Origin of the sequence: Salmonella sp. 5800 (assembly GCF_046558195.1) — a bacterium.
GTDB lineage: Bacteria > Pseudomonadota > Gammaproteobacteria > Enterobacterales > Enterobacteriaceae > Salmonella > Salmonella enterica.
On sequence record NZ_JBGDOX010000013.1, the window covers coordinates 120,839 to 129,968 of the forward strand.

Consider the following 9,130-nt stretch of genomic DNA (forward strand, 5'->3'; position numbering starts at 1 on the left):
CCTCGTCAAATCAAAGGGAGACACTGATGACCATGTATGCCACGCTGGAAGAAGCTATCGATGCAGCCCGGGAAGAATTTCTGGCTGACCATCCAGGCCTCGAACAAGATGAAGCGAATGTGCAGCAGTTCAACGTTCAGAAATATGTACTGCAGGATGGGGACATCATGTGGCAGGTCGAATTTTTCGCCGATGAAGGTGCAGATGGCGAATGTCTGCCGATGCTGAGTGGTGAAGCCGCGCAGAGCGTGTTTGACGGCGATTATGATGAGATAGAGATCCGCCAGGAATGGCAGGAAGAGAATACTTTGCATGAATGGGATGAAGGGGAATTCCAGCTTGAACCCCCGCTTGATACCGAGGAAGGCCGTACTGCGGCAGACGAATGGGATGAGCGTTAATTACTCATAAGGCCCGTGGTGAATATCGAGCGGCAGTAGCAGTGTATCGAAGATCAGTGAGAAGGGCAGATCGAGGATAGTGATATAGCGCCATGCGGAATCACGCATATCCCACTGCACGCCAGGGTAATACTGGTTGCCGTGTCCTTGTCCGGGGATCGTTCTGCTGATAATACTGCCGCAGCCGCTCAGGGTAATCACCATTATGCTCACCGCGAATATACGCACCTGATACCTCATTTCACTATAAAAATACCGGCATCACGCCGGTATTTTTCACCTCACTCCAGACCTGAAGACCTTATCCCGCTGACGATGCTCGTCCCTGCAACGCCTGCGGATTCAGGACGAGAGACTGATAATGGTTTACCCAGGAAGAGTATCTCTCTGGCGCATTCCAGACCCGATAGTGTAAACGCGCCATTGTCACCGGATCGCTGAGCAAAACCAGACGCCGATCGCGGTTCAGTTTCTCCGGCGTTTCGTTTAGCGCCTGCTCCACATGACGATCGCGGGCTATTTCCAGCACCTTACTGGCGCGGTGACGCGCAGTGGCCATCGCGGTCGCCAGCGCATTAAGCGACGGGTTAAATACCGCATGCATAAAGCCATCGTCCAGAATACGGCGGCGATTCATCTCCAGATATTTATCGGTATCGACCAACACCTGAGGCGGCGAATACTCTTCCGGGATCAGGAACAGCTTCCAGCGTTTGGTGCGTAATCCTACCGTTGAACGACTGGAGATCACCGAAACAAATGGCGACAGAATCAGCGAAAAGACAATCGGCGCCAGCCAGAACAGAAAGCGTAAATCCAGCCACGCCATACCCACCGCCCAGACCAGCCCCAGCAGCAGTTGAGAGCCGTGACGCATAAAGGCTTCTCCCCACGGCGTAGAATCATCGTCGCGTTGCGGTGAGTTCCAGACCACTTCCCAGCCGAGGAACGCGCTGACCACAAACACGGTATGAAACAGCATACGCACCGGCGCCAGCAACACGGAGAACAGCACTTCCAACAACAGCGACAGCGTAACGCGCCAGAAACCGCCATACTCTTTGGTGCCTTTACACCAGATCAGCATAATACTGAGCAGCTTCGGCAGGAACAGCAGCACCATCGTTGACGCAAACAGCGCGATTGCCAGTTCCGGACGCCACTGCGGCCAGACCGGAAAAAGCTGGCGCGGCTGAAGGAAATATTGCGGCTCCGTTAACGCATGAACGACCTGCAGCGCGGTAGAAAGCGCGAGGAACATGAACCATAACGGCGCGGACAGATATGACATTACCCCCGTCAGGAACACGGCGCGATGCACCGGGTGCATTCCTTTCACCAGGAACAGACGAAAGTTCATCAGGTTGCCGTGACACCAGCGGCGGTCGCGTTTAAGCTCATCCAGCAGGTTTGGCGGCAGCTCTTCATAGGAACCGGGGAGATCGTAGGCAATCCAGACGCCCCACCCTGCCCGACGCATTAGCGCCGCCTCCACAAAGTCGTGGGAAAGAATCGATCCGGCGAACGAACCTTCTCCCGGCAGCGGCGCCAGAGCGCAGTGCTCGATAAACGGCTTCACGCGGATAATGGCATTGTGCCCCCAGTAGTGCGACTCCCCCAACTGCCAGAAGTGCAGCCCGGCGGTAAACAGCGGCCCATAAACACGGGTCGCGAACTGTTGGCAGCGGGCATACAGAGTATCCATCCCCGACGCTTTCGGCGAAGACTGGATAATCCCGGCGTTTGGATTCGCTTCCATCAGGCGCACCAGCCCGCTCAGACACTCGCCGCTCATCACTGAGTCCGCGTCCAGCACCACCATATAGCTGTACTGATTGCCCCAGCGGCGGCAAAAATCGTCAATATTGCCGCTTTTGCGTTTCATACGGCGGCGGCGGCGACGGTAAAAAATTTGGCCTTCGCCCTGCACTTCCGCGATAAGCTCCATCCACGCCTTTTGCTCCGCCACGCAGATATCCGGGTTATAACTGTCGCTAAGGATATAGACGTCGAAATGCGCGGCGTTGCCTGTGGCTTTAACGGACTCCCAGGTCGCGCGCAGACCGGCGAAAACGCGGCTAACGTCTTCATTACAGATAGGCATGATCAGCGCCGTCCGGTGTTCCGGATTGAGGGGCTCATCGCCAACCGTAGACGCGGAGATGCTGTACTTATCGCGCCCGATAAGCAGTTGCAGGAAGCCCATCAGCGCCGTCCAGAATCCGGCTGACACCCAGCAGAACAGCACGGCAAACAGAATCAGGATACCGGTTTGCAGCATGTAGGGCAGGAGCTGCATAAAAGAGACCCAAATATCCTGCCCCACCATATCCATAGGATTGATGAGCGCCCATCCCTGATAAGGCAGAATGGTCTTCATATACCAGGTCGCGACGACGGTTTGCGCCAGAGTCAAAATTAACAAAATATAGCGGCGTATAGTGCCGACGGTACGCCATTTTTGCTCGCTCGCCTGCTCTTCTTTTGTCAGACGAGAAACATAGCGCGGCGTTACATCCCGCCCACGCAGACGATCCCAGAAACGTCCAACCGGGTTGGTTCGCCAGGGATCGGGAAACATCGAAGAGCGCGTCGCTTTTGGCATAGCCTGCAACTGATCGCGCCCTTCATCATCTTTAATTAACTGCCCCTTCGCCAATGAATCCGGCCAGGCGTGTTCAAGGCGGGCTTTTACGGAACCCTGCGGTGAATCGTCTTCTCGCGAGTAAGTCCGATGCTCGGCATCCAGCGCCTGATGCACGGCGCGGATGTCAGTTTTCGGCAATGCCGCTTTCTCACGTTCAGAAAGCAGCAGTGCGTCAATATACTCAGTTGTTTTATTCATTGGCAGGTAACTGGTAGCTCCAGGTTTCACTTAGCGTCTGATCGGCATTCACCAATGCGGCACGCATTTCCGTGGTTTTCTTCGCGTCTTTGACTTTCACGCGCAGCATTAAACGCCAGCCTTTAGTGACTGGGTTATAGCGTACATTACTGTCAACGATTTCACCGTTATCGCCAATGCTGGTTTGCGCAGCGACGGGCGTATCCGGCGGCAGTTTTTTCATGTCGGCGCCAACGAAATCCACCACAAAGGCAATAGTGCCGTCGGGCTGGCGAATCAGATTTGACTGTTTAACGTCGCCCGTTGAGCGGCGTGTTTGCAGCACCCAGGCATTATCCGGCGCATGAAGTTTATCTTCATCGCGGCTGAAGGTCAGAGTGTACTTGAAGTTCATCTCTTTACCCGGTTCCGGCAGTTGATCCGGAGTCCAGTAAGCGACGATGTTATCGTTGGTTTCATCATTGGTCGGAATTTCAACCAGTTCAACCTTACCTTTGCCCCAGTCGCCTTTCGGGGTAATCCAGGCGCTTGGACGCAGGTCGTAGCGATCGTCTAAATCTTCAAAGCGCGAGAACTCGCGACCACGCTGCAACAGGCCGAATCCCTGAGGGTTTTCCATTGCATAGCTGCTCACAGCGAGGTGTTTTGGATTGTTCAGCGGACGCCAAATCCACTCGCCATTACCCGCATGAATGGATAAGCCGTTCGAGTCATGCAGTTCCGGACGATAGTTGGTCGTCGGCGACGGCTGGTTTGGCCCAAACAGGAACATACTGGTTAATGGCGCAACGCCCAGCTTGCCCACTTTATCGCGCAGATAGACTTTTGACTGCACGTCCACCACGGTATCGCGGCCAGGAATGATCACAAAACGGTAAGCGCCGGTCGCGCGCGGAGAATCCAGTAATGCATAGACGGTCAAACGCTTATCGGTGGGTTTTGGACGCTCAATCCAGAACTCGCGAAAGCGGGGAAACTCTTCACCAGATGGTAAGGCGGTATCAATCGCCAGGCCGCGCGCAGATAAGCCATATACCTGGCCTGCGCCGATAACACGGAAATAGCTGGCGCCAAGCATACTGACGATTTCGTCGTTCTTATCTTTACTGTTGATGGGGTACAGGACTTTGAACCCGGCGAAGCCTAAATCTTTTACCGTGTCTTTATCGTGCTGAACATTGCCAAAATTGAAGTAATCCGGGCTGTATTTGATTCTTTTGACCGTCGTCGCCGTCACTTCGTTAATCTTGACCGGCGTATCGAAGTACATCCCCTGATGGTAAAATTCGAGCTTAAAAGGGGTCTTTAAGTTGTTCCAGTAGGCTTTATCGCTGTTAAACTGGATCTGCTGATAATCCGCATATTTCATGTCGCGGAAAACGGAGGGCAAGTTGCTTTTAGGCGCCTCATAGCCTTTCCCGGCTAAAGATTGAGCTTGTTTTGCCACGTCATCAATACTGAACGCCCAGCTCGATGATGCGTAGAGCGTTAACATAATAGCTGCGCCCAACCAACGCATTTTCATCATTTGTCGTTTATGTTTCATAATAAGTAAGCACTTCCCCCTTTGTGTGCTTATATCGATCCGATCCATTTTAATGGATAATCAGGCATTACGACAACTGAATCCAGGCTTTGTTCAGCGCGCTGGCTCATGGATTAAGCACCTCCCGCGCCTGTTTTCACTTTGCGTGCTTATCCTGGAGACAGGTTGTCGGAGTTGGTGTAGGGTTGCTACCGAATGTAACTATAATTCGCCTTATGGATAAGGTGAAAAATCTGAGAATACGTGACCTTATATGAGCTCTGTACCCGCGCCGCGTGAATATTTTCTTGACTCTATCCGCGCATGGTTGATGTTGTTAGGGATTCCCTTTCATATCTCGTTGATCTATTCCACTCACAGTTGGCATGTCAATAGCGCCACGCCATCGTGGTGGCTAACCCTGTTTAACGATTTTATCCACGCTTTTCGTATGCAGGTGTTTTTTGTTATTTCTGGTTATTTTTCGTACATGTTGTTTTTACGTTATCCGTTAAAACGCTGGTGGAAAGTACGGGTAGAACGTGTGGGTATTCCCATGCTTACCGCAATCCCTTTGCTTACCTTGCCGCAATTTATCCTGTTGCAATATGTCAAAGAGAAAACAGAGAACTGGCCTACACTCTCTGCCTATGAAAAATATAATACGTTAGCGTGGGAACTCATTTCACACCTGTGGTTTTTACTGGTGCTGGTGATATTAACCACAGTCAGCATCGGGATTTTTACCTGGTTCCAAAAAAGGCAGGAAACAAGCAAGCCTCGTCCCGCCGCTATTTCACTGGCCAGGCTTTCGCTTATTTTTTTCCTGCTGGGGATCGCTTACGCCGCTATCAGGCGCATTATTTTCATCGTATATCCAGCAATCCTCAGTGACGGCATGTTCAATTTTATTGTGATGCAAACGCTATTTTATGTGCCGTTTTTTATTCTCGGCGCGTTGGCCTTCATTCACCCCGATCTGAAAGCGCGCTTCACCACGCCCTCACGCGGATGCACTTTAGGCGCTGCCGTTGCTTTTATCGCCTATCTGCTGAATCAACGTTATGGGAGCGGCGACGCCTGGATGTACGAAACCGAATCCGTGATTACGATGGTAATGGGGCTGTGGATGGTGAACGTGGTATTCTCACTGGGGCATCGCTTGTTAAACTTCCAGTCCGCGCGCGTCACCTATTTCGTGAATGCTTCGCTGTTTATTTATCTGGTGCATCATCCCTTAACGCTTTTCTTTGGCGCGTATATTACGCCGCATATCTCCTCCAACCTGATCGGGTTCTTGTGCGGGCTGATATTTGTTATGGGTATTGCGTTAATTCTGTATGAAATTCATTTACGCATCCCGCTCCTGAAATTTCTCTTTTCAGGTAAACCGCCGGTAAAACAAGAAAGCCGCGCCGCGATCGGGTAGTTTTCCGCGCGCGGGTTCACAGCAACCATTCCACAGGTAAAATTGCCGCCAACCGTACCAGAACTCGCTGCCAGAAACGCGTAGCGGGTTCTTTCTTTAACACCTTTTCCTCTTCTTGCTGACGATCGATCCAGTTAATTCGTCCCCAGCGATCCAGCCGCAGTTGCCAGGCCGCATCGCGTTGGCTCTGCGTAAAACGCTTATGAATAAGCGTCGCCAGCGTTTCACTTTCAATGACAAAGCCCATTTCGGTATTTAAAAGCGTTGAACGGGGATCAAAATTAAGCGACCCGATAAACACCTTACTACCATCAATACTGAACGTTTTAGCATGTAAGCTGGAACCTGAGTTCCCGGTGAGTCCGCGATCATGTACGGCGGTTTCATGTTCGCGGGTCGGTTTCAGTTCGTAGAGCTCCACGCCATAGCGCAGTAATTTCTTGCGCCAGCGCGCGTACCCTGCGTGAACGACCGCCACATCGTTGGCCGCCAGAGAGTTAGTTAAGATGGCGATCTTCACACCTTTCCTGACCAGATTAAGCAACTGCGCCACGCCTGCGCGCGTAGGGACAAAGTAAGCGGAAATAATGTCGATACGCTCCGTCGGCGACCCCATCACGTCAAATAATCGCTGCGGAAGAAGCGAATGGCGCTGCGCCTTCCCCTCGCCTTTAGAAGGGTCATCGCTAAGCAAGCGTGTTTTTGCCCAAATCAGCGGCAACGTTCCGCGATCGAGATCCGCCATAAACTGGCTGGTTTCCAGCTTATGCAGATAACGGCGGGTGATCTCATCGTTATACCAGGATTCGGGAAGTTCGATACGCTGCGTCAGTTCCTGCTCAGAAAGGGATAATACTTGCTGCAATGTCGACACTGAACTACAGCGCCAGTAACGTTCAAAATCATTGGCGACATCATTGACCACCGGGCCAATGGCCATCACGTCCAGATCGGAAAATAGCGGCTCCTCGCCAGCGCCGAAATAGGCATCGCCGATGTTGCGCCCACCGACCAGCGTCACTACGCCGTCGGCAGTGTAACTTTTATTGTGCATCCGCCGATTCAGCCGCGCAAAATCCGTCAAATATCCCAGCGCGCGTAGCGTACGAAAAGAGAAAGGATTAAACAGACGAACTTCGATATTAGGATGGCTGTCCAGCAAGCGCAACGTATCATCCAGACCAGGCGTATTGTTATCATCCAGCAGCAGACGAACATGAACGCCGCGCTTCGCCGCCGACAGCAGAACCGAAAAGAGCAGCCGCCCGGACATATCGTCTTCCCAAATATAATACTGCACATCCAGCGTCCGCGCCGCCATTTCGGTCAGGCGGTAGCGGGCGGCAAAAGCGTCCAGACTGTTATCCAGCGCGAGAATGCCGCACTCTCCGGGATGGCGCGCGCATAGCGGTTCAACGGCACGCTCCAGGCGTGTTTTATCAGGCAGGGTCGTCGCCTTGCTGAGTAAGTAATCTTGCGTAAAGCCGGGCAGTTTCTTCATCATAACAGACAAAGTATACCTGTTCAGGCAGAGCGTAACGGGTAATAAAATCTGAAACCGTCCTGACGGCGATCTCAGCGGCCTGGGCGCGTGGATAGCCATAAACGCCGGTACTGATTGCCGGAAAAGCGATGGAACGAAAGTGATTCGCCTCGGCAAGCAGCAAACAATTCCGGTATGCCTCTTCGAGTAGCTCAGCTTCCTGGTGTTCGCCGCCTCGCCAGACGGGCCCCACTGTGTGAATAACCGCCTTTGCCGAAAGCTTGCCAGCAGGCGTGATAACCGCATGTCCCGTCTGACATTCGCCCTGTTGCTGACGGATGAGTTTACAGGCGTCCAGCAATGCCGGCCCCGCCGCGCGATGAATCGCGCCGTCTACGCCACCGCCGCCCATTAATGATGCGTTAGCGGCATTCACAATCGCATCGACGCTAAGTTGAGTGATATCACCCTGTATGACCTGAAGACGTGATGTCATAACCCCCCCTTTTGTCTCACCTTATCTGCAAAGTGTACAGCAGGGCTTTCAACAGAGTCGCTCTTTTTATATCTATGACACCGCCGTTAACGGTACTCAATATTCATCACCGCCAGGCTTTTTTGCGCATCGAGATAATGCAGCCTCACCGTCGCAATGGACTGAATATCCTGCAGTAATCCAGATGCCTGCCGAAGGTCAATCCGGTGCATTTGCTTTTTACCTTCGCGCAGGCAGGTTAAATCAATATTTTCGGCGTGAGTAGAAATATCGCACAGTGGCTCAACAATCGCGCCGCGAAAATGGATAACGCCGCCCTGTACCGTTTGTTGCCCTACCGCAGAATGGATAAAAAAAGCGCAGATACACAGGCCTATGGCAGGGATATTTTTCTTGATTACGGACATGTTAACTCCTCAATGATTAGTCATCCTCGAGGGTTCGGCGTTACCTTTTAGCGACATGCCGAGACGATGAGACGCTTTTATCGCCTCTTTATACCCAGGTCAGCCAATCCATTTCCGCCACCATCAAAAACTACTGTGCAGAAGGCGGCCATTGTTGTGATAAATGCAGTGATTGTCCGTCCGAAACAGTAACAATAATTTTAACCGAGTCCTCTGAAGATATATTTACACTAAGACGAGACAACTCAATCGGTTGATTAGCAGGTAAAGATAGCGTTTGTTTTTGCTGTGTATGGCTTTGTCCCCCGACGCCGTCGCGCACAGAGAGAATTTGCACCTGACAGACGCAGGGTTCGTTTAATGTGACCTGAGGGATCACCGTGTAAATATCGCCTTGCTGAGTCGTGGTAAACGTAATCTGATTTGAAAGTGCGGCAAGGAGCAATAAAGTATGCATAATTTCCTCCCGAATAAATATCCTCCGGCATAGCCGGAGGTTTTTCAGATGCGCCTGTAAGGCTCTCTTACCAGCCGCGCCCTAACA

At 52.1% G+C, this 9,130-nt stretch carries 9 protein-coding genes; 2 read left to right on the forward strand and 7 right to left on the reverse strand.

The genetic code is table 11. From position 1 onward, the window contains the following. Positions 1-26: 26 nt before the first annotated feature. Positions 27-401, forward strand: coding sequence for a MysB family protein (locus ACLJZ5_RS20250; protein WP_001534912.1), 375 nt, complete (start codon positions 27-29; stop codon positions 399-401). On the opposite strand, the gene ACLJZ5_RS20255 is transcribed toward ACLJZ5_RS20250, so the two are convergent. From ACLJZ5_RS20255 to mdoG, 3 genes are all read right to left on the reverse strand, one after another. Then, a complete protein-coding gene (locus tag ACLJZ5_RS20255) occupies positions 402-629 on the reverse strand; it encodes a YceK/YidQ family lipoprotein (RefSeq protein WP_001217832.1) in 228 nt (75 codons plus the stop codon). A 73-nt stretch (positions 630-702) separates the two neighbouring features. Continuing rightward, positions 703-3,246: a glucans biosynthesis glucosyltransferase MdoH gene (mdoH, locus tag ACLJZ5_RS20260; protein WP_001044607.1), complete on the reverse strand. Its 2,544-nt coding sequence runs from the start codon at positions 3,244-3,246 to the stop codon at positions 703-705. Next, positions 3,239-4,774 (reverse strand): glucans biosynthesis protein MdoG, encoded by a 1,536-nt coding sequence (mdoG, locus tag ACLJZ5_RS20265; RefSeq protein WP_001562609.1) that lies wholly within the window; start codon positions 4,772-4,774, stop codon positions 3,239-3,241. The genes mdoH and mdoG overlap by 8 nt, the downstream gene beginning before the upstream one ends. Before the next feature lie 271 nt (positions 4,775-5,045). On the opposite strand from mdoG, the gene mdoC reads away from it, so the two are divergent. After that, the gene (mdoC, locus tag ACLJZ5_RS20270; RefSeq protein WP_020898666.1) at positions 5,046-6,200 is read left to right on the forward strand and encodes a glucans biosynthesis protein MdoC; all 1,155 of its coding nucleotides are present in this window, start codon (positions 5,046-5,048) and stop codon (positions 6,198-6,200) included. Positions 6,201-6,216: 16 nt separating this feature from the next. Here the strand turns inward: mdoC and ACLJZ5_RS20275 are convergent, their stop codons facing one another. From ACLJZ5_RS20275 to csgC, 4 genes are all read right to left on the reverse strand, one after another. Continuing rightward, positions 6,217-7,704 (reverse strand): phospholipase D family protein, encoded by a 1,488-nt coding sequence (locus tag ACLJZ5_RS20275; protein WP_000976323.1) that lies wholly within the window; start codon positions 7,702-7,704, stop codon positions 6,217-6,219. Beyond that, positions 7,640-8,179 (reverse strand): O-acetyl-ADP-ribose deacetylase, encoded by a 540-nt coding sequence (gene ymdB, locus ACLJZ5_RS20280; RefSeq protein ID WP_000203941.1) that lies wholly within the window; start codon positions 8,177-8,179, stop codon positions 7,640-7,642. Before ymdB ends, ACLJZ5_RS20275 begins: the two co-directional genes overlap by 65 nt. An 86-nt stretch (positions 8,180-8,265) precedes the next feature. Next, positions 8,266-8,586, reverse strand: a complete 321-nt coding sequence (locus ACLJZ5_RS20285; protein WP_024798375.1) for a type 1 fimbrial protein — start codon at positions 8,584-8,586, stop codon at positions 8,266-8,268. Positions 8,587-8,716: 130 nt separating this feature from the next. Beyond that, on the reverse strand, positions 8,717-9,043 hold the full coding sequence (gene csgC, locus ACLJZ5_RS20290) for a curli assembly chaperone CsgC (protein ID WP_000557256.1): 327 nt from the start codon (positions 9,041-9,043) through the stop codon (positions 8,717-8,719). Positions 9,044-9,130 lie beyond the last annotated feature (87 nt).

What these genes read in the sequence shown, in the direction of transcription:
- ACLJZ5_RS20250 (WP_001534912.1), top strand. Translation starts at nt 27, where the DNA reads ATGACCATGTATGCCACGCTGGAAGAAGCTATCGATGCAGCCCGGGAA.
- mdoH (WP_001044607.1), bottom strand. Translation starts at nt 3,246, where the DNA reads ATGAATAAAACAACTGAGTATATTGACGCACTGCTGCTTTCTGAACGT.
- mdoG (WP_001562609.1), bottom strand. Translation starts at nt 4,774, where the DNA reads ATGATGAAAATGCGTTGGTTGGGCGCAGCTATTATGTTAACGCTCTAC.
- mdoC (WP_020898666.1), top strand. Translation starts at nt 5,046, where the DNA reads ATGAGCTCTGTACCCGCGCCGCGTGAATATTTTCTTGACTCTATCCGC.
- ACLJZ5_RS20275 (WP_000976323.1), bottom strand. Translation starts at nt 7,704, where the DNA reads ATGATGAAGAAACTGCCCGGCTTTACGCAAGATTACTTACTCAGCAAG.
- ymdB (WP_000203941.1), bottom strand. Translation starts at nt 8,179, where the DNA reads ATGACATCACGTCTTCAGGTCATACAGGGTGATATCACTCAACTTAGC.
- ACLJZ5_RS20285 (WP_024798375.1), bottom strand. Translation starts at nt 8,586, where the DNA reads ATGTCCGTAATCAAGAAAAATATCCCTGCCATAGGCCTGTGTATCTGC.
- csgC (WP_000557256.1), bottom strand. Translation starts at nt 9,043, where the DNA reads ATGCATACTTTATTGCTCCTTGCCGCACTTTCAAATCAGATTACGTTT.